This window comes from Edaphobacter sp. 4G125, from assembly GCF_014274685.1.
Lineage (GTDB): Bacteria > Acidobacteriota > Terriglobia > Terriglobales > Acidobacteriaceae > Edaphobacter.
This window is the reverse complement of the sequence record NZ_CP060393.1, coordinates 1-24,511: the sequence shown is the minus strand read 5'-3', so window position 1 is coordinate 24,511 and position 24,511 is coordinate 1. Positions and strand designations below refer to the sequence as shown.

22 protein-coding genes are annotated in these 24,511 nt (G+C 57.4%); 7 read left to right on the top strand and 15 right to left on the bottom strand.

The window, feature by feature from the left end:
• Window positions 1-134: 134 nt before the first annotated feature.
• Entirely contained in the window at window positions 135-1,460 is a 1,326-nt protein-coding gene (locus H7846_RS00115; protein WP_186694202.1) for an MFS transporter, read from the bottom strand.
• A gap of 153 nt (window positions 1,461-1,613) precedes the next feature.
• Here H7846_RS00115 and H7846_RS00110 point away from each other — a divergent pair, with 153 nt between their 5' ends.
• Window positions 1,614-3,134 carry a Cif family virulence factor gene (locus tag H7846_RS00110; RefSeq protein ID WP_186694200.1) on the top strand — a complete coding sequence of 507 codons (1,521 nt, stop codon included), beginning with the start codon at window positions 1,614-1,616 and terminating at the stop codon, window positions 3,132-3,134.
• 160 nt (window positions 3,135-3,294) lie between these two features.
• Here the strand turns inward: H7846_RS00110 and bcp are convergent, their stop codons facing one another.
• The 7 genes from bcp to H7846_RS00075 all read right to left on the bottom strand — a co-directional run bounded on the left by bcp (window position 3,295) and on the right by H7846_RS00075 (window position 10,770).
• Window positions 3,295-3,765, bottom strand: coding sequence for a thioredoxin-dependent thiol peroxidase (bcp, locus tag H7846_RS00105; RefSeq protein ID WP_186694198.1), 471 nt, complete (start codon window positions 3,763-3,765; stop codon window positions 3,295-3,297).
• 29 nt (window positions 3,766-3,794) lie between these two features.
• Window positions 3,795-4,592 carry a glutaminyl-peptide cyclotransferase gene (locus H7846_RS00100; protein WP_255460742.1) on the bottom strand — a complete coding sequence of 266 codons (798 nt, stop codon included), beginning with the start codon at window positions 4,590-4,592 and terminating at the stop codon, window positions 3,795-3,797.
• 118 nt (window positions 4,593-4,710) lie between these two features.
• On the bottom strand, window positions 4,711-5,703 hold the full coding sequence (gene fabD / locus H7846_RS00095; protein ID WP_186694196.1) for an ACP S-malonyltransferase: 993 nt from the start codon (window positions 5,701-5,703) through the stop codon (window positions 4,711-4,713).
• Between the two features lie 205 nt (window positions 5,704-5,908).
• On the bottom strand, window positions 5,909-8,932 hold the full coding sequence (locus H7846_RS00090) for a ligand-binding sensor domain-containing diguanylate cyclase (RefSeq protein ID WP_186694194.1): 3,024 nt from the start codon (window positions 8,930-8,932) through the stop codon (window positions 5,909-5,911).
• 221 nt (window positions 8,933-9,153) lie between these two features.
• Window positions 9,154-9,402 (bottom strand): hypothetical protein, encoded by a 249-nt coding sequence (locus H7846_RS00085; protein WP_255460741.1) that lies wholly within the window; start codon window positions 9,400-9,402, stop codon window positions 9,154-9,156.
• 76 nt (window positions 9,403-9,478) lie between these two features.
• Entirely contained in the window at window positions 9,479-10,135 is a 657-nt protein-coding gene (locus H7846_RS00080; RefSeq protein WP_186694186.1) for a DUF4230 domain-containing protein, read from the bottom strand.
• 122 nt (window positions 10,136-10,257) lie between these two features.
• The gene (locus H7846_RS00075; RefSeq protein ID WP_186694184.1) at window positions 10,258-10,770 is read right to left on the bottom strand and encodes a PEP-CTERM sorting domain-containing protein; all 513 of its coding nucleotides are present in this window, start codon (window positions 10,768-10,770) and stop codon (window positions 10,258-10,260) included.
• 355 nt (window positions 10,771-11,125) lie between these two features.
• On the opposite strand from H7846_RS00075, the gene H7846_RS00070 reads away from it, so the two are divergent.
• Window positions 11,126-12,124, top strand: a complete 999-nt coding sequence (locus tag H7846_RS00070; protein ID WP_186694182.1) for an aldo/keto reductase — start codon at window positions 11,126-11,128, stop codon at window positions 12,122-12,124.
• Between the two features lie 16 nt (window positions 12,125-12,140).
• Here H7846_RS00070 and H7846_RS00065 read toward each other — a convergent pair whose 3' ends face one another.
• Together H7846_RS00065 and H7846_RS00060 are read right to left on the bottom strand one after the other, a co-directional pair.
• Entirely contained in the window at window positions 12,141-13,715 is a 1,575-nt protein-coding gene (locus tag H7846_RS00065) for a GMC oxidoreductase (protein WP_186694180.1), read from the bottom strand.
• 17 nt (window positions 13,716-13,732) lie between these two features.
• The gene (locus H7846_RS00060; protein ID WP_186694178.1) at window positions 13,733-15,400 is read right to left on the bottom strand and encodes a CTP synthase; all 1,668 of its coding nucleotides are present in this window, start codon (window positions 15,398-15,400) and stop codon (window positions 13,733-13,735) included.
• Window positions 15,401-15,687: 287 nt separating this feature from the next.
• Between H7846_RS00060 and H7846_RS00055 the strand changes: the two genes are divergently transcribed.
• The gene (locus H7846_RS00055; RefSeq protein WP_186694176.1) at window positions 15,688-17,340 is read left to right on the top strand and encodes a PQQ-dependent sugar dehydrogenase; all 1,653 of its coding nucleotides are present in this window, start codon (window positions 15,688-15,690) and stop codon (window positions 17,338-17,340) included.
• A gap of 70 nt (window positions 17,341-17,410) precedes the next feature.
• Here H7846_RS00055 and H7846_RS17915 read toward each other — a convergent pair whose 3' ends face one another.
• The 4 genes from H7846_RS17915 to H7846_RS00035 form a co-directional block, all read right to left on the bottom strand.
• Window positions 17,411-17,896, bottom strand: a complete 486-nt coding sequence (locus tag H7846_RS17915; RefSeq protein WP_255460740.1) for a hypothetical protein — start codon at window positions 17,894-17,896, stop codon at window positions 17,411-17,413.
• Complete coding sequence (locus H7846_RS00045; RefSeq protein ID WP_186694174.1) at window positions 17,893-18,231, bottom strand: PadR family transcriptional regulator; 339 nt, start codon at window positions 18,229-18,231, stop codon at window positions 17,893-17,895. The genes H7846_RS17915 and H7846_RS00045 overlap by 4 nt, the downstream gene beginning before the upstream one ends.
• A gap of 62 nt (window positions 18,232-18,293) precedes the next feature.
• Window positions 18,294-18,794 carry a DinB family protein gene (locus H7846_RS00040; protein ID WP_186694172.1) on the bottom strand — a complete coding sequence of 167 codons (501 nt, stop codon included), beginning with the start codon at window positions 18,792-18,794 and terminating at the stop codon, window positions 18,294-18,296.
• The gene (locus H7846_RS00035; RefSeq protein ID WP_255460739.1) at window positions 18,785-19,321 is read right to left on the bottom strand and encodes a YraN family protein; all 537 of its coding nucleotides are present in this window, start codon (window positions 19,319-19,321) and stop codon (window positions 18,785-18,787) included. The genes H7846_RS00040 and H7846_RS00035 overlap by 10 nt, the downstream gene beginning before the upstream one ends.
• 13 nt (window positions 19,322-19,334) lie before the next feature.
• Between H7846_RS00035 and folP the strand changes: the two genes are divergently transcribed.
• The 4 genes from folP to fabF all read left to right on the top strand — a co-directional run bounded on the left by folP (window position 19,335) and on the right by fabF (window position 23,439).
• The gene (gene folP, locus H7846_RS00030; protein WP_255460738.1) at window positions 19,335-20,222 is read left to right on the top strand and encodes a dihydropteroate synthase; all 888 of its coding nucleotides are present in this window, start codon (window positions 19,335-19,337) and stop codon (window positions 20,220-20,222) included.
• An 82-nt stretch (window positions 20,223-20,304) separates the two neighbouring features.
• Window positions 20,305-21,792, top strand: a complete 1,488-nt coding sequence (gene rmuC, locus H7846_RS00025) for a DNA recombination protein RmuC (protein ID WP_186694170.1) — start codon at window positions 20,305-20,307, stop codon at window positions 21,790-21,792.
• Between the two features lie 151 nt (window positions 21,793-21,943).
• Window positions 21,944-22,186 carry an acyl carrier protein gene (locus H7846_RS00020; RefSeq protein ID WP_162402935.1) on the top strand — a complete coding sequence of 81 codons (243 nt, stop codon included), beginning with the start codon at window positions 21,944-21,946 and terminating at the stop codon, window positions 22,184-22,186.
• A gap of 2 nt (window positions 22,187-22,188) precedes the next feature.
• Window positions 22,189-23,439 (top strand): beta-ketoacyl-ACP synthase II, encoded by a 1,251-nt coding sequence (gene fabF / locus H7846_RS00015; protein WP_186694168.1) that lies wholly within the window; start codon window positions 22,189-22,191, stop codon window positions 23,437-23,439.
• Between the two features lie 70 nt (window positions 23,440-23,509).
• Here the strand turns inward: fabF and H7846_RS00010 are convergent, their stop codons facing one another.
• Window positions 23,510-24,154, bottom strand: a complete 645-nt coding sequence (locus tag H7846_RS00010; protein WP_186696484.1) for a TonB-dependent siderophore receptor — start codon at window positions 24,152-24,154, stop codon at window positions 23,510-23,512.
• Window positions 24,155-24,511: the final 357 nt, after the last annotated feature.

The following is a 24,511-nucleotide window of genomic DNA, read 5'->3' as shown; positions in this document are numbered from 1 at the left end:
AGATTTCACCCCGTTCGACGCGCTTCGCTCGTGCGCACATGAACTCATATCTGGCGATAAAACCGCCGGATAATGGTGTACCCGACACTTGTAGTCGAAGAGACTAAATGACGCGTCTGGGAAAATTGGACAGTTTAGTGGAGAGGTTCAGCGGCGCTGAGTTCGCGTTCGACTTCCATGAGGGATTCGGTCGTGAGGGCGTCGGCGCGGCGAAGTCTGGGGAAGAGGACAGTCGCAGCGAGGGTGACGAGGAGTGAGCCGATGCCGCCAACGATGACGGCAGGAACGGCTCCCCACCAGTGGGCGGTGAGGCCGCTTTCGAATTCGCCGAACTCATTGGAGGCTCCGACGAAGAGCCAGTTCACGGCGGAAACACGGCCTCGCATCTCGGGCGGGGTGGCGAGCTGGAGGATGCTGGAGCGCACAACGACGGAGACCATATCGGCGGCTCCGGTGATGAAGAGTGCGACGAGGGAGAGCCATAGATTGCGGGAGAGGCCGAAGACGATGGTGGCGGCTCCGAAGATAGCAACGCAGAGGAGCATGTTGGCCCCGGCGCGACGTTTGATAGGGCGAGCGACGAGGGTGAGCGAGACGATGAGAGCTCCGACAGAGGGCATGGCGCGAAGCAGGCCGAGTCCACGAGGACCGGTGTGGAGGATGTCGGTGGCGAAGATGGGGAGCAGAGCTACGGCTCCGCCGAGCATGACAGCGAAGAGGTCGAGCGAGATAGAGCCGAGCAGGAGCTTGGTGCGCCAGACATATTCGAGTCCGGCGAGCACGGTACGCGCACTAAATCCGGAGGCCTTTCTTTCGACTGGCTCGGGCCGGATCATACCCACGAGGAGGAGATAGCAACAGAGCATGAGAAGGGTGAGGAGATAGACAGAGGGAGCTCCTCGCCAGTGTGCCAAACGACTCGAGAGAGGGAGGGTGTAGAGCAATCCACCGAGAGCGGGGCCAGACATATTAGCAATCTGATAAACGGTGGCTCCCCAGGTGACCGCATTCACGAAGTGATCCTTGGGGACGAGCGAAGGGAGCAAGGCACTGGAGGCAGGTCCGCTGAAAGCGCGACCGATGCCAATTCCGATCAGAACAATGTAGATGGGCCAGACGCGTCCGTTGGCGAGTGCCCAGGTGCTGAACGAAAGCCAGAGCAGAACGGCGGTGCAGATGGCCTGAAGGCCATAGCAGAGCAGGATGATTCTGCGGCGGTCGAAGCGGTCGGCGGCGTGTCCAGCGGCCAACATAAGAAGCAGGCCGGGAAGGAAGAGTGCGAGACCGGTGAGTCCGAGGTCAAGCGCGGAGTGGGTGATTTCGTAGACCTGCCAGGCGACGGCGACCGATTGTGCCTCGGCTCCGATGACGGCCATCAGGCGGGCGCTTTGATACAAGCGAAAATTATGCGAACGAAAGGCATCCCCCGCAGTGGGTCTTCGACTCTCACCATCAGGCATAGTCTTAATGCTGTCATAGTTTTAATTCCCGCGCAGGGAGTTACGCTTAAAGTGGGCGGGAATCACTTCGATACGAATTTTCGTCAGAAGACAGTTTGTTGGGTTTAGAGAAGTTGTTGTTGATGAAGTACTGCCGGTTCCAGGAGAGATCACTTGAAATTCCAATGGGTCGAGAAGATTCCGGTTGCAGATCCGGAAATTGTTTTGCGGGCGATGGAAGACCGGTTACGCACGGTTTCGAGTGAAGTGGTGCGAGAGGGAGACAGAATTACGCTGATGGGCCTAGGGCCCTCGCCGCGAGCGATGAACCGGCGCGACCGGACGGTGATTGACGTGAAGGTCGAGGATGGGTTCACGATGATCGCGGCAGACATCGCCTATCAGGCCTCATCGTTATTGGGGGATGCACCGCAGGACGCGGTGGTGCGGGCCAAATTGGAGCGCGTGTTCGCAGAGATGCGGGAGGAACTCGGCGTAAAGGCAGTTTCGGCGCGAGCAGTGGAAGCGCACAGGGAGATTGCAAAGGCACCGCCGGCAGATCCGGAACCTTTCCATGAGTTGCCAAAGATGCGATTTGCGGCCGAGGTTCCGGTCACACCACCACCTTCGTTTCCGGAAGTAAAGGTGGAAACAGTTCGCGAGGAGAAGCCTGCTGTACTGGAACCCGCTGCGGCTGTAGCAGAGCCAGCCGAGGTTGAGACGAAGTATGAGAAGGCTACTGTGTCTGAGCCTATTCCCGTAGTGGAGCGCGCCGAGGTTAAGGCGGAATCTGAGAAGCCTGCGATGGTGGTTGAGGTGCAGGTACCAGAGCCAAAGATTATCGCGGGAGTTGCAAACAAGAGCGATGAAGAGAAGGCCATCAAAGATGGAGTTGTAACAGTGCCTGTTGTTGCTAAAGAGGAGAAGGAAGCGAGCGCGCTGCTGCCGAAACCGGTTGTTGCTGTTCCTGCGAAGGTTGCGGAAGAGAAGAAGGCCACGGTCTCGAAAGAGAAGACTTCACCTGGGGTTCCGAAAATCTCCAGGCTCGTCGCGGCTCCTGTGAGTCAGCCAGAGTCTGTGGAGGAAGAGAAAAAATCGTCGCGATTATTGCAGTGGAGCGCGTGGGTAGCTGCATTTATCGTGCTCGTGCTGGCACCTGCAGCGTGGCTGTATCTGCCGAGAGGCTCTCATGGCGATAGCAGTGCACCACAGCAGACACAACCAGGCCCAACGACGCAGCCGACTGGCGCCGCGGCAGCGGAATCCGCTCCTGCTCCCGTTGCTTCCGTGGATGTTCCGGTCAAGGAACAAGAGCCGACGGGGATGGTGAAGGATTGGGAGGCAGCGCTGCAATCGACGGATGCCACGAAGCAGGCGGGATTTTATGCAGATCCGGTGGATCGCTATTTTCTTCGTCACGACGTTAGCCGGGCTTCGATTCTGGCGGATAAGCAGTCTCAGATCGGAAAGCGAGCGGATGGGTGGTCTGTTGTGATGGAGCAGATCAAGGTGCAGCAGAAAGACGATACAGCTTCTGTCCACCTGATTAAGCACTTCACCATTCGCAAGGACGGCAAACTGACGTCGCAGTGGTATGTTCCTTCGCTGCTTCAGCTGAAGCGTGCAGATGGACGGTGGCAGATCGTCTCGGAGCGCGATCTGGGCTGGGCGAATACGCTGGATGAGCTGGAGTAGGGTTCCGCGTTGTGCGCGAATGAACCCACTCATATCGCGATGAAATCGCTCCATGAATGGGCACTCAGCAGATGATCCACGTGGAGGAAATGGGAATTTCTCCACTTCGACGGCGAGGCCGCCTCCGGTCGAAATGACACAGTATAAGCCTCGTTAGAGACTAATCCTTCTTCGACTGCTTTTTGAGCAGGGCGAGGACTTCTTCGGCGTGGCCCTCTGGTTTGACGTCTTCGAAGATGTGGATCAAACGCTGGTCGGGGCCGATGAGATAGGTGGTCCGCTTTACGCCTTTGACCAGCTTGCCGTACATGTTCTTCGGCTTGATGAGATCGTAGCGATTGATGAGGGTCATCTCGTCATCAGCGAGAAGGTCGTAGGGGAGGTCGTATTTATCCTTGAACTTCTTCTGCGCCTTGACGGTGTCGCGGGAGATGCCGAGCACGACGATACCTTCCTTCTGGAACTTCTTGAAGGCGTCGCGGAAGCCGCAGGACTCGATGGTGCAGCCGGGAGTATCGGCGCGCGGATAGAAGAAGAGCACGACAGGCGAGCCCTTGAAGTTCGAGAGGGATACGTCTTCACCGTCCTGATTTTGCAGAGTGAAATCTTCTACCTTGTCGCCGGGTTTCATGATGTTTCCTTCCTTGTTTGTAGTCAATCTTAACGGCTTAATGGTTTGATGAGCATGGTTGGCTGATTGACAATTTTAATCTCAAAGATGGTCGGCCATTGCTTGCCTGTGACAAAGAGGCGGTCATGTTGCGCATCGTAGGCGATGCCGTTCAGGACGGATTCTGCATCGACCTTCTGGCTATCGGGAAGGATGCCCGCAAGATCAATCCATCCGATGACGTGGCCGTCCTGTGGTGAGATGCGCGCGATGCGGTCGGAGTGCCAGATGTTGGCATAGATCTCGCCTTTGACGTACTCCAGTTCGTTGAGCATCTGCACAGGTGTCGATCCGTCCTTGACGACGATGTGGCGTATTTCCTTGAAGGTCTCGGGATCGCGGAAGCGGAGGATCGCGGTGCCGTCGCTGGTAATGATCTCTTTGTTCGTGCGAGTCATACCCCAACCTTCGCCGGCGTAAGTGAATTGCTTGATCGGGCGGAGGGTGAAACGGTCGTAAACGAAGCAGATGTGCGATTGCCAGGTCCACTGATAGATTTTTGATCCCCAATCGACGATGCCCTCTCCAAAATACGAGGGAGGCAGATCAAGTTGTTGAAGTGGCTTGCCGGTTTCGGGCTTGATGACCATCAGAGCAGAGCGGCCCTTCATCCCTGTGCCTTCGTAGAAGAGTCCATCGAGATAGAAGAAACCTTCGGTGTAGCTCGAGGTGGAGTGTGGGTATTTGGCGACGATTTTGTATCCGGCGACGGGCGCCGCTAAAGCGACGCCCGTGCCGAAGAGAAGAACTGCTGGAATTAGATTTCGAACGAGACGGGCAGGTATCACGACAGTCTTCTCTTCTTTCTGATGTTAAGTCTGTGGGGCGACAGACGCGGATCCTTCGACTTCGTTCCCCCTGGTCACTTCGCTCAGGATGACACTTCTTTATTTATGTCAGTCTCAGTTAGCTCAGGCTTTGCAATGTTTTTTCCAGTGATGCTGAGTCTTCAACGTTGAGCGAAGGAATTGGCGAGTCTTTGCCGAGGATCTGGCGGTTGAGTCCAGTGAGGACTTTGCCTGGGCCGACTTCGATGAAGTGTGTCGTTCCTTGTGCGGCGAGAAGCTGGATGCATTCGACCCAACGGACGGAGCCGGTGACCTGACGCACGAGGCAGTCCCGTGCATCATCGGCGGTGGTGACGAGTCGTGCGTCCACATTGGCCGCCACCGGCAATGCAGGATCATTGAGGGTAAGGGCTGCGAGATCTTTTGCGAGTGCATCCTGCGCGGGTTGCATCAACGCGCAGTGGAAGGGAGCGCTGACAGGAAGCATGACGGTGCGCTTGGCTCCCGCCTCTTTGCATAGAGCTGCGGCGCGTTCGACAGCGCCAACGGCGCCGGAGATAACAGTCTGGTCAGGCGAATTGAGATTCGCAGGAGAGACGACCGCGCTGTTGGGGTTGAAGTCCTGAGCCTCAGGGGTTCTGGGGAGCGGGGTGAGTTGATCCGATACCTGCGAGCAGATCTCGCGGATGAGCGGTGCGGAGAGCCCGAGGATGGCGGCCATGGCTCCTTCGCCTGCGGGGACGGCCTGCTGCATGTAGCGTCCTCGTGCGCGGACGGTGCGGACGGCATCGCTGAAGCTGAAGGTGCCTGCGGCAACGTGCGCGGAGTACTCGCCTAGCGAGTGTCCAGCAGCGAGAGTAGCGGTGAGGCCGCGCTCGGCGAGAACGCGTGCGGCGGCGACGGAGACGGTGAGGATCGCAGGCTGGGTGTGTTCGGTGAGTTTGAGCTGGTCTTCGGGCCCCTCAAAGATCAGCTTCGAGAGCGGGAAGCCGAGCGCGTCGTCGGCTTCTTCAAAAACTGCGCGTGCAGAAGGGAAATTGTCGTAGAGATCGCGGCCCATGCCGACCGTTTGGGAACCCTGGCCTGGAAAGAGAAAAACTGGTTTTGTCATCGCTGACTATCGTAAATGAACGGGAGCGAAGGACTGTGCAATAGGCTAGGGCAAGGAGCGAGGGAGTAGTTGAATTGAAGGCTAACCAATCACAGATCCTTCCCACAGATCCTTCGACTTCGTTCCCTTGGGTCACTTCGCTCAGGATGACACGTTCTTGTTTGGTGAACCGACGATTGGATGTCGGTTCCGAGCCAGTTTCCGGTTAGCTTACAGGTTTGTTATTGGGTGGCGACTCTTCGTGGAAGGTGACGCGATTACGTCCGGAAGATTTGGCGCGATAGAGTGCCTCGTCGGCGCGACGAATAAAGTCTTCAACATCGGAGATTTCGGCCGCTAACCATGCGACTCCAAAACTTGAGGTGACGGGAACGGTGCGTCCCTCGAAGAGAAATGGCTCGTGCGAGATGGACTGCAGGATCTGGTTGAGCCGTTCGTTGGGATCGCGATAGGGCAGTCCCGGCAGTACGAGGAGGAACTCTTCGCCTCCATAACGCCCGATGAAGTCATAAGGGCGGATGTTATGGAACATGCGTCGAGCGGCATCTCGCAGGATGGAGTCTCCTGCGAGATGGCCCATCGTATCGTTGACCTGTTTGAAGTGATCGATGTCAGCCAGCACTACGGCAAGCGGCGCGCTGGTGCGGCGCGCGCGGTCCATCTCCCGGACGAGGATGTCGATGATGGCGGAACGGTTCCAGATGCCGGTAAGAGCATCGCGTGTCGCCTGCTGGCTGAGAATCTCTCGTGCTGCCATCAGCTCGGCCTTTTCGGTTTCGAGCTCCTGGGTGCGTTGCGCCACCATCTGCCCCAACAGATGCTGACGCTGGAGATGGTGCCTCTCGCGCCATTGCCAGACCAGAACAAGGGCCAGAAGGATAAAGACGAACAGCATGATGTAAACGGCAGGAGTTTGCCACCAGGGAGGCTGCACGATAAACGTCAGCGAGATTACGGAGGACTGCTTCTGCCGATCGAGATCGATGGCCTGAAGTTCGAAGCGGTAGTTTCCGGGTGCGATCCCTGAATAGTGCAGGCGGTGGTCCTTCGTCTCTCTCCAGCGGCTCTCTCTGCCGACCAGACGATAACGAAACCGGATGCTGCCGTCTCGAGCAAAGTTCAACGAGGTGAAATGGACGTTGAATGAGGCATTCTTCCAGGGAAGCTCGGGAGTCTCGTACTGCGAGAGGGCGATGTCTCCCAGGGTCGCGGAGGTAAAGCGGACATCGAGGAGCGATGGAGAGAGGAGATGCTCCGGATGTAGAAGATGAATTGCCCCGCCATTGGCTCCAATCCAAACGGAGCCATCGCTTTCTGCGAGGAAGGCACTCTGGTTGGTGTCGGTGGAGACCAGGCCATCCTGTCGGGTGAGCAGGCGCCACCGTGAACCATCGAAGACATTCACTCCCGCGCTGCTGCCGACCCAGAGCCATCCCCGGGTGTCGAGCCGCACGAATTGAACGTCGGATGAGGCAATGCGCGGCTTCGAGATGGAATCGAGAACCGTCACATGATCTCCATCGATCTGCAGATGCAGCAATCCCGCCGTCCCGCCGATCCAGAGAGTGCCATCCGGTGCGGCGGCAATGTTGCGCATCTGGAAGGAGGAGGCGATATCGAGTGGAATCCGCGAGAAGCGCCGGTCCGATGGAGTGAAACGGTAAAGAGATTGTGCGCCGAGAAACCAGAGGGAGTGATCGGGGCTCTCTGCTGCATCAGCCCATGCGCTGGATGCCATCAGCGGATCGGCGATCTTATCGATCGAAGGAGTATCCGGTCTACGGATGACGTAAAGGCCTTTTTGTGAGAGAACCCAGATGCGATGCGAAGAGTCGGTAAAGGTGCTGGCCAGCGGGGGAAGCTTTTCCGAAAAAACGATGCGTTCGAGGGCAGGGTCGGTCCGATAGACCTCCCCATCTTTTGTAAAGAACCAAAGCGAGTGGTCGGGAGATTCTGCGAAGTTAATGCCATGCAGGAGCGGCTTCTCCTCGAAGAGGCGGGGAACATCAAACCTGCCGGCCAGATCGTTCATCTGCTCGACCTGAAATTGGTCTGCAATCCAAAGACGATGTTGAGAGTCACGAAAGATGGAATGAACGACATCGTCGTGTAGTCCCTGTGCGATCGTCCAGTTCTCGACTTCTCCGTAACCTTGCCAGCGGACGATTCCATGACCGCGCGTACCGAACCAGGGGATTCCGCTGCGATTTGCCAGGATGGCGCTGACGTCTTTGAAGTCGATGCCATTGTGGGAGTCGAAGATCTTCCAGGAAGAGCCTTCCCAGCGAGCCAGTCCACGGTTGGCCTGGGTCAACACGCGGCCCTGCTGATCCTCGGCCATGGTGAGGATGCCGAAGTCCTGGTAGGCGTTCGCGCCATTGACAGAGGGAAGGTCGCGGGTACGAAAGGTAGAGTCGCTTCGAGCAAGAATACGAATGTGCTGACTGCTGCGAGCCCAGAGCGTTTCATTGCGGTCTTCAAAGAGAGAGACCCAGTCGTCGGAAGGAATGTTCTGGGTGTTCGCAAATACTTCGATCTGGCGGGAATCTCCCCCGAGCGGGTTCCGGATGCGGCAAAGGGCCTGTCCACATCCCAGCCAGAGATTCAATCCATCGGCAGAGATGAGAAGACTATGGAGATGCGCAAGCGCAGTTTTGGCGCTGATCTCGGCAGCAGTAAAGAACGGTTGCAGCTTCCATGATGGGCGACCAGTCTTATCTTCGGACCGCGAGAGAAGCATCAGGCTGCCGCTCTCAAGAAAGAGAATATGGTCGGGATCGATGGAGCGGATCGGTTCTCCAGGCAGAAGCCGAAGTGGGGGCCCTTCAGCAGGAGCTGCGGTGAAGCGCTTGCCGTCGAAGAAGTAGATGTGATCGTCGCTAGCGGCCCAGATGCGGCCTGAGACGTCCTTATGGAGTCCCAGAATCAGAGATTCCATCAGTCCTTCTTCCGGTCCAAAGCGATGGAACTGGGCTCCATCGTAACGATAGAGGCCATTCTCCGTGGCGATCCACAGCAGTCCGGAGTTATCTTCGATCAGATCGAGAACATCGAGGTTTCTGAGCCCCTGTTCCTGACCGTAATGAAAAAAATTGAATTGTTGAGCAAAAGTGGTCGTGGTTCCAGGCGAAACGCAGAAGAGCATGACCGCCAGGCGCAGAAAGAGCCAGCCGAGCCGTCGGAACTCCGGAAACCAGAGTGTGGAGTTGCGTTCAGGCTGCCTGCTCAACGGGAGTCACCTGCGCAGCACCAAGGGTCAGACGGAGATTTCCTATACCGTGTATCCCATCTGAAGGGGGAATTTTGTGAGCCCAGGGTGTCTTATTACTTTATCAAGGCGAGAGAGTTGCGCGAAATATCCTGTCGCTTGAAGAGGAAGAGTGCGACCAGGGGATTCCCATTTTGGGAATCAGGGAAGATTGTTTTAGGATCGTGCTGGTTCTAAAGGGCTTATGTCCCAAGTCCGAAGTCGACATCTTCTTCGTCGCCGGAGTGGGAGTAGAAGTCATAGGGGGTGCGGCGATTGAATTTGTATCGCTGACGCAGTTCACGGCCAATAAACAGACCAAGAGCAACCGCTCCAAGACCGGCAGAAACCCAGCCGATGGTTTTAAAGAGAGCGGATTCCTCCTCGTTTTCTGGAAATGGGAGGTTCTTCAAGGCAGAGGCTGCGGAATCCTCGGTGCAAGCGGACTTCATGCAAGGATGATAGCGCAGGTTGAAGCTCGTTGGCAGGAGCCACAGGAGATTCCCGTTTGACGGGATCCGAAATGGTCTAGTTGACGTCCACTTTCTGGAAGCCCAAGCTGTAGAGCAACATCGTTACGGTGGATCGCGCATTTTTTCGTGCTGTATCGAGGATGCCATCGGAGAGCGCAGTTTGCTGCAACTGGAGCTCGGCTTTGGCGCGGGTCTCGCTTTCGAGGTTCTGATCAACCGGCACGAGGATTCCGGTGGTGCGCGCGTAGACGCGGGTATGTTGGTTGTCGAGCGTGGTGGAGAAGAGCTGTGAGGCGGGCAGAGTGACGTGAATCGTCCGTGTGCCATTCCCATTCGTGATACGAATGTCTTCTGACTTGAGCTGCGACAGGTCGATGCCAGCGATTGCCTGGCCATGGACCACTAGCAAGATGCGGTCTCCAGCGAGAAGGTCAGGAAGGACGGCGCTGGATTTCGATCCTTCGACGATGGTGTCGAGAGAATAGACGACGGTCTCAAGCCGGCTGAGGCGTTGGATACGATGCACGATTGCGGGAACTGAGGTGTCGTAGGCGGTCTCACGGCCGAGGACTCGGTCGGCAAGGTGTCCCATGGTTCCGTTGGTCGCGTTGCGCAAGAAGAGCGCCAGGGCGGCTGCTCCCAACAACAGAGCCAGCAGAAAGGCAAAAAGACTTCCCCAAGAGCTTCGAGCGGTTCTGTATTGCGTTGTCATCCCTGATTGGGATGGTATCTCACTGGGGTGAGTGGCTGCGAAAGGTGTTCTAGGAGGGATATATCAGTAAAAAATGAAGGGGGAGCATTTGGGCTCCCCTTTAAAGAGAGGACATTCTTCTTTCAAGCGGCGATTTTGCGGAGACCGAAGGCAGCGAACCCGAGAGCTCCGGTGCCGAAGAGAAGCAGCGTCGAGGGCTCCGGAGTTGCCTGCGAAGCGGTGATGATACCGGTCGAGGTCTCCTGCCCGAAGAAATCGGTGTAGGTGTAGCCCATGAAGCCGGAGGCCAGCGAGATGGTCAGGTTTCCGTTGAGAAAGCCTGCATAGTTGATGCTGGCAACGTTACCGAGAAGAAAGTTGACGGAAGCGGTCCCGATCGAATCGGCAAGAGTAAAGGTATTGCCGCCGATGCTGAAGGTCAGGTCAGCGAGAACGTTGCCGGGGGTTCCGTTCTGATAGAAGGTGTCGAAGAACCCGCTGGGTGAATCGTCGATGGTGAAGGAGCCGGTTCCACCGGAGAGGTTTCCGATGACGTTGGTGAGCGCGAGGTTATAGGTGACAGGCGACGCATGAGCGGCAACCGGAGCCACAGCCAAACCAAAAATCAGAACCAATGCAGAAAAAAAATTGCGCATACGAAACAAGGGACTCTCCTTTTCGATCTAAACAATGAGATATATCCCTAAGTATTTCTATGAGTTACAGATCGTCAACGGGAAAAATATTTCCTGCAGGGATGCAGAGGATTGCAGGAGAAGCCCGGACAGAGCGCAGAAGAAGGGCTTTGAAGAGGAGAAAGTCACTCTTGAAGAGGAAAAGAGGTTTCTTCTGTGGATTGATGCACATTTAATGTGCAAAGAGTTGCGCCGAAAAAGAGCGCACTTTGTGACGAATTCAGGGCGATACACGACGTTTGCAAACGGGAAACGCGCAGCGCCCCAAGAATTTGCTTCGGAACTTTTTCTGAAAACGGGTTATTAGAATAACGAGATGAATAGGATACCGACGCTGGAGAGCAAGGCTACCGGGATGCTTCCGTTGACTGTGCTGGGGTTTGGCTGCTCCGCGATGGGGGGAAGGGTTTCACGGAAGGATTCCCTCTCGGCTCTGGGTTCGGCTTTTGACGCGGGAATCAACTTCTTCGATACGGCCCGATCCTATGGGTACGGCCAGGCAGAGGGCATCCTGGGGGAGTTTCTCGCGGGACGTCGTGACCGGGTGGTGGTCTGCACCAAGTTTGGAATTCTTCCGTCATTGCAGGGAGGATGGAAGCAAAGACTCAAGCCGTTGGCGCGTGGCCTTGTGAAGGCATTTCCAGGGCTACGCGGGGCGGTCCGCAAGCAAGCGGGAACGCAGTTTGTCGGGGGGCAGTTTTCGGTCCAGACACTGCATTCGAGCTTTGAGACCAGCCTTCGTGAGCTCAGGACCGATTATGTCGACATGCTCCTGTTGCATGCCGCGCCGATCTCAGTGCTGGAACAGGATGATCTCCTGGAGGCGATGCAGCAGCTGGTGGATCAGGGAAAGGTACGAATGGCGGGTATTTCGGGTGACAGTGAGGTGATTCTTCGTTACTTCGAACAGCGTCCGGCCATGCTGACGACCGCGCAGTTTGCTTTGAATGCTTCAAATATGGAGATGGTGAAGACGACCACTGCAAATAACGATCTTCTACTGGTGGGAAATCATCCCTACGGCGGTCCTACGGGGGCTGCGGGAGGCAAGGCATTAATTGCCTCGCTCAATGCGTCGCCGGGATTTCCGCAGGAGCTTCGAGAGAAGCTGGATCCGGCGGACCCGCAGGTACTGCCAGAGGTGTTGCTTAATTGCATCCTCAATGGCACCGGTGTGGGCGCTGTGGTTCCAGCAATGATGCAGCTAAGGCACATTCAGAGCAACGTGCGTGCAGTTACAGAATGTCGCTTTACTCCTGCGGAGCTTGCCCTGTTGCGGAACCGGATGCAGGCACTGGCCGAAAAGGTCGGATAAGGATTCCAGAACCGGATTATTGCGTGCGCAGTTCGCTTGCGATCCGGTCGGCCAGTCGCATGGCAAGCGCAACCATGGTGAAGGTTGGGTTGGAGCTTGAGCCGGCAGGAAAGACAGCGCAGCTGGCCACATAAAGATTCTCCAGCTGATGCAGGCGCAGATTGCGGTCGACGACACTTGTGGCAGGATCGTCGCCCATTCGCAGGCCGCCCATTGCGTGGATGGTGTCTACCAGCGGAGGGGTGTTTCCTTCGGCCCATTCGGGGGCCCAGTCTACTGGGTCCAGCCCATTCGCGGTAAGGTACTCGCGGATGATCCTGGCGTAGGCGAGTACCGTCCGTTTTTCGGCTTCTCCAATTCTCCAGTCGACAACGGTGATCGGGAGCCCGAGGGCGTCGCGTTCGGTGGGGTGCAGAGTGATGCGGTTGTTGGGGTCGGGGTTCTGCTCGACATCGATATTGAGATAAAGTATGGCGCGTTTGCTGATGGGACGTCGCCGTCGGAACTTCAGAGACCAGGCCAGGTGCGCGACCTCGCCCAGTCCACGCATCATGGGGACAAGATTGCGTGTGAGCGCTTCGCGTAGGCGCCCCTGCTGCAGCGACCACATCAGGTTGCGGATGGCGGCAGGGCCTGAGTCCTCGGGTTCGACCACAGCAACGTGGGACATCACGGAGAGCAGTCTCTCGCGCTCGCGAAGCTGGTCGGAGGCCTCGAGCTTGCAGGTGTGCATGGTTCCGTCGACGAAGAAGGGGCCAATGAAACGGGCGACGCGCTCCCGGGTTGGAGAACGGAATTGGGCGGCATGGCAGACGACGTGATCGTGGAAGTACCGGCCAATCAGATCGTAGGGATTTGGGACAGAGGGAGAGCACAGCAGAAGGCGGCTGCTCTCGATGGTGCCACAGGCGACGATGAAGCGATCGGCGGTAAAGCTCAGCTCGCGTCCTGAGTAAGTGAGTACCCGGGCCCGAACAATGCGCGAAGGCGCGGTCGGATCGACCTCGAGCGAGGCAGTGTTGGCATGGGTGATGACGGTGATTTTGGGGTGCGAGAGCGCTTCGACGCCAAGGGTCTGGCCAAGATTGCGGCGCTGGAAAGGGATCCATTTAGAGAAGCGCACGCGGATGTTTTCGGATGGGGGAAGCGGAGGTGCGCCTAGCGCCTGGGAGAGTTCAGAGGTATAAGGCAGGCTATCGACGCCGAGAAGCTGCTGAATCTCGTCGTAGTAGGGTGTCAGCTCCCGCTCTGGAATGGGCCACGCCAGATTGGGTAGGCCAGGGCCGGGCGAGAAGATGTCCGGAGTGAAGGGCAGCAGTTGCCCTCCCCAACGGGTAGAGGTTCCGCCGAAGGTGCGGAAGCGACCGGTGTTGACACCGTGATGCTCCTGGGCGCCCGGAGCGATGTGAGCGCGGTAGAGCGCCTGACTGCGCTCCTCTGGTTTGAGTCCACCAGCTTCCAGCAGGCAGACATCAATCCCTTGGTGCGCCAGACGCTTCGCCAGCACCAGACCGGCAATCCCCGCGCCGATAATGCAGATGGTGCTATGTAGATTGTTGGGTGCAGAGGTCTGCTCAAGGTCGATGTGCATGGGCCCCGTTTGTTCTACTAGCTAACGCGACTGCTGGCAATCTCGGCGGGCTCCGTAACACGGCGCTCGCGGTTGCGGTAGCTGGCGGCGACGAAGTCGCGGAAGAGCGGGTGTGGCTCGAGCGGCTTCGATTTGAACTCGGGATGGAACTGGCAGCCGAGGAAGAAGGGGTGGCCGGGGATCTCGACGATCTCGACGTAGGTGGCGTCGGGAGTGGTTCCGGTAAGACGCAGACCTGCCCCTGTCAGCACAGCCTCGTACTCGCGATTGAACTCGTAGCGGTGACGATGGCGTTCTGAGATGTCGGTGGTGCCGTAGGCCTTGGCAGCAAGTGAGCCGGGCTCGAGCACGCAAGGCCACGCGCCGAGACGCATGGTTCCGCCCATCTCTTCCACACCGGTCAGCTCGCGGAGTTTATAGATGATGCGATGCGGAGTGGCGGGGTCGAATTCGCCGGAGTTGGCCTCCTTGAGGCCAGCCACGTTGCGGGCATACTCGATGCAGGCGGTCTGCATGCCAAGACAGATACCAAAGTAGGGAGTGTTGGTCTCTCGGGCGAAACGGATGGCGTTGAGCATGCCCTCGATACCGCGCTTGCCGAAGCCACCAGGAACGAGGATGCCGTCGAATCCTTCCAACTGCTGGCGATACTCCTGCGTGGGGCGGCCCTCGGCGTCCTGTGTCTCCAGTCCCTCAGCTTCGATCCAAGTGACGCGAAGCTTCAGGTTGTGGGCAAGTGCGCCATGGACCAGGGCTTCCTTAAGAGATTTGTAGGAGTCTTCGTACTCGACGTACTTACCGACGATGCCGATGGAGACTTCGTCTTTGGGGTTGTAGGCGCGGTGAACGATGTCTTGCCACTGGGAGAGATCGGGCTTGCGCGCATCGATGTGGAGGTACTTGAGGGCGAGCTCATCAACTCCTTCCTGCGCGAAGTTCAGGGGAACCTCGTAGATGCTGGGCACATCACGGGCGGCGATGACAGCGGCCTCTTCCACGTTGCAGAAGAGGGCGATCTTCTGGCGCATCTCGCGCGGAACGGCGCGTTCGGTGCGGCAAAGCAGGATGTCGGGCTGGATTCCGATGGAGAGCATCTCCTTGACGGAGTGTTGGGTAGGCTTGGTCTTCAGCTCCTGTGCGGCGGCAATCCAGGGAATCAGGGTGACGTGGACGAAGCAGGTGTTCTCGCGACCCAGGTCCTGGCGCATCTGGCGGATGGCCTCGAGGAAGGGGAGCGATTCGATATCGCCCACGGTGCCGCCGATCTCGACGATAGCGACGTCGGTGTCCTGCGCAACCTTGCGCATGGCGTTCTTGATCTCATTGGTAACGTGGGGGATGACTTGGACGGTCTTACCGAGATAGTCGCCGCGGCGCTCCTTGGTAATGATCTGCTCGTAGATGCGGCCGGTGGTCAGGTTGTTGTCGCGGGAGAGCTTGGCGTGGGTGAAACGCTCGTAATGGCCGAGGTCGAGGTCGGTTTCGGCGCCGTCGTCGGTGACGAAAACCTCGCCGTGCTGGAACGGCGACATCGTGCCGGGATCGACGTTGAGATAAGGATCGAACTTCATCAGGTTGACGCGGAGTCCGCGGGCCTCAAGCAGGCAGCCAATCGAGGCCGCTGCGAGCCCTTTTCCTAACGAAGACACAACACCGCCCGTTACGAAGATGTACTTTGCAGACATTTCCGCGACCTCATGAATTGAATTGGAAATTTGTGCGTGGTGTGCACGATTAAGTATCGCAGCATCTGGCGATTGGGGCAAGATGCTGCGTTGAGTGGGTCATCTGTCTTATATTCAGCATCCGCCAAAAAATATGCAGGACTTGCTGCCCGATACCAGCAGCAACCTGTACCTGCTAAAGTTGCAAGTGGAAATTTTCAGTGTTTTTCCCTGACGCCACTGTTTGGACGTACGTCAAACATTCATTCCGCTTCGCAAACGGCATTCAACAACAAGAGAGGGACGCTTTGAAACCGAGGAAATCTGTCTCAACCCTGGCCATCGCTGTCTTTGCGGCGGTTGGCTCATTGTCGGCCCAGAGCTTTCATAATGCTCCGGCTGACGCCGCATCGAAAGAGAATCCCCATACGACCAAGGCGGACGCCGAGGCTGGCTCGAAACTCTATGAGATGCGTTGCGCGGGCTGTCATGGCATTACGGCCAAGGGTGTCGCCAACATCCCTGCACTTGCCAGCGGACCGGCGCAGACGGCAAAGCCGGGTGAACTCTTCTGGTACATCACCAAGGGAGATCTGGCGAACGGGATGCCTTCGTGGGCAACGACTCTGACAGACGATCAACGCTGGCAGGTTGTCACCTATCTGAAGTCACTGGGCGGCGGTTCGGGTGCGGGTGCCGCAGCGGCACCTGCGGCGAAGAACGAGGCATCGGAGGCGAAGTTCGATGCTCCCCCACCGAAGGCCCCGTTTACGGACTTCCGGTTCGAGAAGCCTGGCCTGACGCGCAAGATCACGGTTGCCGATCTACCGGAGCCCTATGCGACGAAATCGGCCGGTAACGGCCCGACGATCGTCGCGAAGCCTGAGGGGGTATGGCCGCAGGTTCCGCAGGGCTTTAAGGTCGAGTTGTACTCGAAAGATGTTGATGGTCCTCGCATGATCCGCACGGCGCCGAACGGCGACATCGTGGTTGCGGAAAGCATGAAGGGGCAGATTACGATTTTGCGTGGCATGACCGCGGATGGCAAAGCAGAAAAGGCCAGCGTCTACGCGACCGGGCTGAGCCGACCGTTCGGTATCGCTTTTTACCCGGCAGGACCGAATCCGAAGTGGCTCTATATCGGCGATACCGATGCCGTGGTTCGCTTCGCCTATAAGGATGGCGATCTGGTTGCCACGGGCAAGCCGGAGCACGTCGTTGATCTACCAGCCAACGGCAAGGGACATTGGACGCGCGATATTCGTTTCACGCTAGACGGCAAGAAGATGCTGGTTTCGGTCGGTTCGGGTTCGAACGTCGATGATCCCGATACGACTCCGGCAGAGAAGAACCGCGCCGATGTTCTGGAGTTCAACCCGGACGGTAGCGGCCAGAAGGTTTATGCCTACGGCATTCGCAACTGTGTTGGCGAAGCGATTCATCCGAAGACGGGCGAACTGTGGTGCTCGGTGAACGAGCGCGATGCGCTGGGTGACAACCTGGTGCCGGACTATATTACGCATGTCCAGCCCGGTGGCTTCTACGGCTGGCCGTGGTGGTATATGGGGGCAAACCAGGACCCTCGTCATGCGGGCAAGCATCCGGAACTGAAGGACAAGGTCATCGTGCCCGACGTGCTGCTGAATCCGCATAACGCTTCGCTCGGCATTCTTTTCTATGAGGGCAAGCAATTTCCAGCGGAGTATAAGGGCGACCTCTTCGCCGCGGAGCACGGCTCGTGGAACCGCGCGGCTCGCGTGGGCTATGAGCTGATTCGTGTGCCGATGACGCCGAACGGCCGCGCCAAGGGCGAGTACGAGGACTTCATGACCGGCTTCGTTCTTCCTTCAGGTGATGTATGGGGAAGGCCGGTTGCGGTGACGGCTGCAACGGACGGCTCGTTGCTGGTGAGCGATGATGCGTATAACGCGATCTGGCGCATCACCTATACCGGGATGTAGTTCAAAAGAATGTACAGAAGAAAGGACCCAGCGATTGATGCTGGGTCTTCTTTTTTTGTGGAAGCCCCGATTAGAGATGAAAAAGAAAAACAGGGGTTAGTGAAGCGACGATAGCCCCTGTCTGTAAAGCGAGAACATAAAGAGCCTGGCGTCGCGCGCGACGGAGCCACTTGATCGCAAAAAATGCCAGCAGAGGAAGTTGTCCAGCCATAAGCAGCTGCCAGATGTGAGCTGCGATTCCTTCATCCTTCGGTTGATTCGCAACACCAAAGACGGAGAGCGTAACGACGACGACCGACAGAGCGGTGAGCGACATGAGGATGGGAAGGAAGGCGGTAGGCTTTCTGACGAGGGTGCTGAAGGGATAGGTCTGCTGTCCCATGGTTCCTCCGAAGATAGGAAAGATGCGCTCAGAGAGAGCGTTGAAGAGGATGTCGGCAATGGCGCGCGGGCCGGAAGGAGAGGACTCAAGCACGGCCCTAAACTCGGTGCCATAGCGATCCCTCCAGATGCGCGGATAGAGACGAAGAAGCAGAGCCGCGAGCATTGGCTTCATAAAGCCTCCAAACGTTTGAGCCCGATCTTTGAGAACTGATGCAGAGTGGTGAGTTTTGCTCGCAGGGTGCGGAGACCCTGCGCGGTGATGCGATAGGGCTGGCGGCGGTCCTCAGCAGGCAGAGGCTCGATAAGTTTCTGCTGCTCAAGGCGTGTAATGGCTCCGTAGAGTGTTCCCGGCCCAAGACGGGTGCCGCAGAGATACACGATGTCCTCGATCATGGCGTGGCCATGCTTTGGTCCATTGGCGAGGCTTGCCAGAACCAGCAGAGGAGGGTCGGAGTACTGGCCAAGTTCTTCGGATTGTCTGGATACTACGCCACGCGTACTACGCATAACGTAGTTATTGCATGAATAGAAAAGGAAGTGCAAGAAATTTTTTCAAGTAGCTCTATTTTTCAGTTCTCTCCTGGGTGGATCCAGGCTTTGAGAGCGGTGAGATGGTGTTCCATATGGGCGATGTAGTCCTCAATGAGGAAGCCGAGGGTCAGTGGGGTTCCGGCAACGACGCCAGGGTTCGAGAGGTTGTGTGGATTGATGTGGCCGATCGTCCAGACGAGGTGTTCGTTGAGAGCAAACCAGAGCGCGAGTACCTCGGCCCATTCCCGCTCACGGTAGTCCTGAAGCTGAACCCATGAATCCTGCGCGTATCCGGGCATCTCTTCGAAGGCAATCTGCATGCGCACGATGCGGCCAAGATTGTTAACGGCGGAGTCGGTGAGGTGGCCGAGGATTTCTTTTGCGCACCATTTTCCTTCACGCTCGGACACGCTTGCGTCGGCATTGGAAAGAGTGGCAAGCCATGCGACGGAGTTACGAAGAGTTGCGGAGAGGTGCTGACTGAGCTCCACGGGATTGAGAAGCTCGGGATCGGTTCCCTGGGTATAGGTCACTCCCATTCGAAGGCTCCCTGGTTGAGGACGAATTCTGGTTGAGATTGCGGGCCAGCAAGGTACAACGAGACGACATCGAACCGGGTAGCAGCCTCGCGAGCCGCAACGGGAAGGCGATGCAGATAGGCTCGTGCAAGACGCCGCAAGGTACGCTGCTTATCGTCGTCGACGGCAAGCTCGGCGGCGAAGGTATCGCGCTGGCTGCGGGTCTTGATCTCGATGAAGCAAAGCGTCTCGCCATGCCAGCCGATGAGGTCGAGATCGCCGCGTAGCTTGGCTGTCCGCCAGCGGCGAGCAACGATGATGTATCCCACGCGCCGGAGATAGAAGAGTGCTTCGCGTTCTCCGAGGGCTCCGGTCTCAAGGTGCTGAGCGGAGCGTGTACGGTGCAGAGCGTAGAGTCGGCGCAAGGTCCATGCCTGCGCATCGAGCCAACGGGACCCGAGGGGCCGAAAGCCGGTAACGGCATGGGTTTGGGCTGGGAAAGCCATGCGCTCAGGATAGTGCATGGCGCGTGTGATGGTCCGGGACAACTAAAATCTTTCTATGCCCTTTGTCGCCCGTCCTCATGCCCGATGGAAGCTGCAAACCCGCTCTCTGGAGCTGGGACGTCGCACGCTGGTGATGGGCATTCTCAACGTGACGCCCGATTCCTTCTCGGATGGCGGGCACTTTTACACGCCGGAGGAGGCTCCGCAACGGGCGCTCGAACACGCACTCTCCATGCTCGATCAGGGAGCAGACATCATCGATATCGGCGGTGAGTCCACACGCCCGGGCGCGACGCCGCTCTCTGCCGAAGAAGAGCAAACGCGGGTGATGCCGGTGATCGAAGCCATCCTGCGCGAACGGCCACAGGCGATTCTTTCTATCGATACTTTCCATGCCGGCACTGCGCAGCGCGCCATCGAAGCAGGAGCAGAGATCGTCAACGATGTCAGCGGTCATCTCTGGGATCAGGAGATGGCACACACCTGTGCCCGTCTGCGCTGCGGCAGTATTCTGATGCACGCTCGCGGCAAACCCTCAGAGTGGCGCACGCTTCCACCTCTTTCACAGGATGAGGTGATGCCGATGATCCTCAAGAATCTCAGTGACCGAATCGCCGCAGCAGAGGCCACCGGTATAGAGCGCGACCGCATTGTTATTGACCCTGGAATCGGCTTCGGCAAGCGACTCGATGAAAACTTTCCGATCCTCGCTCATCTTGAAGAGATGCATCAGCTTGGATTGCCTATTCTTGTCGGGGCTTCCCGCAAGAGCTTCCTTGTGCGTATGCTTGCAACTCAAAAGGAAGACTCGCGACTCAATACAACGACTGCAGCGAACGTTGCAGCTGTTCTTGCGGGAGCGCATATCGTGCGGGTTCATGATGTACAGGCTGCTATCGAGGCAACATCTGTAGCCGATCGCCTTCTCGAAGGCTTGCGTTGATTCTGCGAATCTTTTTCTCCTTCTGTTTTGCTCCGCTAAAAAGGCCCAGGCCAGTGCTATTCTGTGGCGAAGGAAATGCGAAATGTTAATCTTTCTGCTTGTCTGTCAGGTCGTGACTCTTCTTGCTGTGGTGGTCCTGCTGCTCCGCAAACCGCAGGCCCCGACACAGGATCAGCGCCTGGCACAGCTTCCTGACCAGATCACGCGACTGGACGCACGCAGCGAGGCGCTCGACCGCGGTATTCGTGAATCGATGGCGCAGATGCGCAGCGATATTGCCACCGAGGCGCAGCGGACACGTGAGGCCAGCGCGGCTGACTTTGGATCACTGCGTGGCGAAGTCACACGAAATATCGCCGAGCTGGGTCAGATTCTGCAGACGGGACTGAACGGATTCCGCGCCGACAATAAGAGCTCAGACGACATGCTTCGCAAGGCTGTGCTGGAGCAAATGGATGCGATCTCGCAGCGTGTTACGTCGTTTACCTCTGAAACGGGCAGGCAGCACACCGAACTACGCGAAACGCTGAATAAGAAGTTGAACGATCTGATGCAGAGTAATACTGCCTTGCAGGAGCAGTTGCGTGCCGCTGTCGAAAACCGTTTGAACAAGCTGAACGAGGACAACTCCAAAGAGCTGGAGAAGATGCGCCAGACGGTCGACGAGAAGCTGAACGATACGTTGCAGACGCGGTTGACCGAGAGCTTTGGGCAGGTGACCGATCAGCTCAACAAGGTCCACAGCGGCCTGGGCGAGATGACGAAGCTCTCCGATGGTGTTCAGGATCTGAGCCGTATCTTCACCAATGTGAAGTCGCGTGGCGGATTTGCTGAGGTACAGCTGGGCATGCTGCTGGAACAGATGCTTGCGCCGAGCCAGTTCATTCGCAACGCGCGTGTCAAAGAAGGCTCGCTTGAAGTTGTCGAATTTGCCGTGCGCTTTCCTGGGCACTCGGGTGAGACATTACTGCCGATCGACGCCAAGTTTCCCCGGGAAGACTGGGAGCGTTTGGAAGTCGCTTATGAGAGTGGCAACGCTGAACAAATCGTCGCTGCTGGAAAAGCCTTCGAGCAGGCAATACGCACCGAAGGTGACCGCATCTGTTCCAAGTACATCAATCCTCCAAAGACCACTCCGCACGCCATCATGTTCTTGCCCACCGAAGGCCTTTATGCGGAAGTGATGCGGCGTGACGCTTTACAGGCCGAGGTGCAATCGAAGTGCCGGGTCACGATCGCGGGGCCGAGCACGTTATCGGCCATCCTGACCAGTTTCCAGATGGGTTTCCACATGCTTGCCATTCAGGAGAAAGGCGATGAGGTTTGGAAGGTGCTGGAAGGCACCAAGAAGGAGTTCGGCACGTTTGAGACGCTAATGACCAAGATGGAGTCCCAGGTTGGGACTGTGCAAAACACCATTCAGAAGCTGGGCGTGCGGACCCGTGCCATTAACCGGACGTTGCGCGAGGTTGGAGAGACTGACAAGACACTCCCCGGCGCGATCCCGATTGACTTCGACCAGGCTGCCGGAATTACAACATTTCTTGCGGCTTCCAGCGAGGACGATTGAAAAAATCTTTCGATCTTTTGATTTTCCGCAGCCCCGGTTTGCTTTACACTCTGCTGGGCCCTCAGTATGCTTGAGATTGGTCTGCGTGAGATCATGAAAACTTGCGTATCGTAACGGTTTTGACCCTAGGAAACATAAACAGGAGAACGACATGGCAGCAGTTGATGAAAAGGTAAAACAGATTATTGTCGAGCAGCTTCAGGTGGATGAGGCCGAAGTGACCCCGGGAGCTAGCTTCCAGGAGGACCTTGGTGCCGACTCGCTCGACGTAGTCGAGCTCGTCATGCAGTTCGAAGAAGCCTTCGACATCCAGATTCCCGATGAGGATGCCGAGAAGATCAAGACCGTCAAAGACGCGATTGAGTACATCGAGAAGAACCAGAAGGCGAAGTAATCATGCTTGAGCGTCGCGTTGTCGTAACCGGCCTCGGATTAATCTGCGGGGTCGGCAACACTGCGTCTGAGGTTTGGGACGGCCTGATGGCCGGCAAGAGCGGTATGGCGGAGATCACCGCATTCGATCTCACCGGCCATCCCGTGCGCTTTGCCGCCGAGGTCAAGAATTTCGACGCACTGAAGTTTGTGGACAAGAAAGAAGCCCGGAAGATGGGCCGCTTCATCCATTTTGCCTTGGCTGCGTCGGAAGAGGCGATGAAGCATTCGGGCCTGCAGGTCACAGACGAGATTGCCGATCGCGTCGGAGTCCATATCGGCTCCGGCATTGGAGGCTTCGATGTCATCGAGCGTGAGCACAGCGCCATGCTTGCTGGCGGCCCCCGCAAGATCTCGCCGTTCTTTATTCCGGGTTCTATCGTCAATCTGGCAGCGGGTCATGTCTCCATCCGCTTCAAAGCCAAGGGACCAAACGAGGCCACTGCGACTGCTTGCACCACCAGTGCGCATTCTATTGGCGATGCCTTCCGCATTATTCAGCGTGGCGATGCCGATGTGATGATCGCCGGAGGCGCTGAGGCCGCTATCACTCCCATGGGCGTAGGCGGATTCGCCGCGATGAAGGCTCTCTCGACCCGGAATGACGATCCCACGCACGCCTGCCGACCCTTCGACAAGGATCGCGACGGTTTTGTCGTAGGCGAAGGCGCGGGCATCCTCATTCTGGAAGAACTGGAGTTTGCCAAGGCTCGCGGCGCGAAGATCCTTGCTGAGGTGATTGGCTACGGTCTCTCGGCAGATGCCTACCACATGACTGGTATGGCTCCCGAGGGCGAAGGCTGCTATCGCTCGATGAATCATGCGCTGAAGTCCGCCGGACTCTCGCCGGACAAGATCGACTACGTCAATGCGCACGCGACTTCGACTCCGCTGGGCGATGCTCTCGAATCGAAGGCCATCGAGAACGTCTTTGGCGATCGTGCCAAGAACGGAACTCTGCTGGTCAGTTCCACCAAGTCGATGACCGGCCATCTCCTCGGCGGTGCGGGTGGTCTTGAGGCGGGCATCACCATTATGGCGATGCAGAACCAGATTGCTCCTCCGACGATGAATCTCGTCGAGGCCGATCCCGAGTGCCGTTTGAACTACGTTCCCAACAAGCCTCAACCGGCGAAGATCGACCACGCGCTTTCGAACTCCTTCGGGTTCGGAGGAACGAATGGCTCGCTGATCTTCAAGCGCTGGACCGAGTAGCTGTTTTATTCCGTTCAACAAAAAGCCCGGCGCGATGCCGGGCTTTCTTCTAACTATCCGAAAATCCGAATCAGAAGTTCCATGAAACTGTGGCTCGAATCGTACGCGGCTCACCGGGCTTCACGTACACATTGCTATACGATCCGGCCCAATAGCGTGTGTTGCCCAGGTTGTTCATATTGACCTGCCACTGGGAAGGGCCTCGGCGATAGGTAACTGACGCATCGGCGACTCCATATCCGGGAAGCTGGAAGCTATTCGCCAAGTCGCCTGACTGGTCGCTATAACGGCGTCCGCCAACTCCGAAGCCAAGACCTCTCGCAAATCCGCGTGGAATTTCATACGTCGACCAGATGTTGAACAGATTCTTTGGCGCATTGATGGTTGGGGTTCCCACGGGAAGGGTCGTATCGTGTGTCACTTCGGCGTCGATGTAAGAGTAGGCGGTCGTCAGATTCCAACCTGCCAGCGGATGTAGCGTCGCCTCCAACTCGACTCCGCGGCTGCGCTGTTTTCCGGTGACGAGGTAAAAATTGGGATGCGCAGGATCGCTGGTCAATACGTTTCCACGATTGAGTTGGAAGACTGCCAGAGTCGTCATCAGCCGGCCTCCCCATGCAGCGCTCTTCATACCGCCTTCCCACTGTTGGCCGCGCTCGGGCGCCGCAAAGGTCCCGGTGGTCGAGCCGTTATAGACCATGCCCGACTGTGGCATAAACGACTTGCTGAAGCTGGCATAGAGCGTCGTGGATGGAATGGCCTGCCAGGTGACACCGATGCGCGGCGTAAGACCTGTTGAGTTCTGGTTCGGCGTACCCTTGCTTTCGTTCTTGGCGAAATCGATGCGGCCACCAGCGGTGACGGTAAAGTGCTGTGGCAGTCGGACGTGATCCTGCAGGTAGATGCCTGTGTACTGCGTCACTGTATTGTTCGAGGTGTAGAGCTGCAACTGGCGCACAGGATTGGCGCCATAGACCGGTTTGTAGAGATCGAGCGGCTCGTACTGCGACATGTCGGAGAAATCGATGGAATAACCACGCGCGATATTGGGGTTGCGGTAGAAATCGACTGG